The 734-nt window shown below is 63.2% G+C and carries 1 protein-coding gene; it reads left to right on the forward strand.

Annotated features, from left to right (window positions below; translation table 11 throughout):
* Positions 1–500 (forward strand): NifU family protein (locus EOD07_RS36400; RefSeq protein WP_164772959.1); only part of this gene is annotated, 500 nt, incomplete at its 5' end.
* Between the last annotated feature and the right edge of the window lie 234 nt (positions 501–734).

Here is a 734-nt window from a genome sequence, read left to right on the forward strand (position 1 = left end):
GCGAGGGCCCCGCCGATTTCCGCAACGCCGAAGCCGCGGCGGAGGCCTCGCCGCTGGCCGGCCGGCTTTTCGAGATCCCGGGCGTCACCGGGGTTTTCTTCGGCTATGATTTCATCACTGTGACCAAGGACGGCCCGGACTGGCAGCATCTGAAGCCGGCGATCCTCGGCGCCATCATGGAGCATTTCATGTCCGGCGCGCCGGTCATGGCTTCGGCCGCTCCGGCGAGCGAAGCCGGCGGGACCGGCGAGTTCTACGACAAGGCCGACGAGGAGCTGGTGCTGACCATCAAGGAACTGCTCGACACGCGGGTGCGCCCGGCCGTCGCGCAGGACGGCGGCGACATCACCTTCCGCGGTTTCGAGAACGGCACGGTGTTCCTGCATATGAAGGGCGCCTGCGCCGGCTGCCCGTCGTCGACGGCGACGCTGAAGCACGGCATCCAGAACCTGCTTCGCCATTTTGTTCCCGAGGTGCAGCAGGTCGAGCAGGTCGCCTGAGAATCCACTCTGCCGGCCGCGTGGCGTGGCGGAGCGAATTCCGATCCAAAGACCAAAAACAAAAAACCGGGCCCCAACAGCCCGGTTTTTTGTTTCAGGACGTCTTGTTGTTGCCTAGACGGTCCGCTTGCGAAACTCTTTAGTTGACCATGATCTCTTCCGAAAACCGGCTTCCACTTTTCGGGATCATGCTCCTTTACATCACGATGACCTTGGCGCCGACCGACGTGCGGT

The sequence above is a fragment of the Mesorhizobium sp. M2C.T.Ca.TU.002.02.1.1 genome, assembly GCF_003997225.1.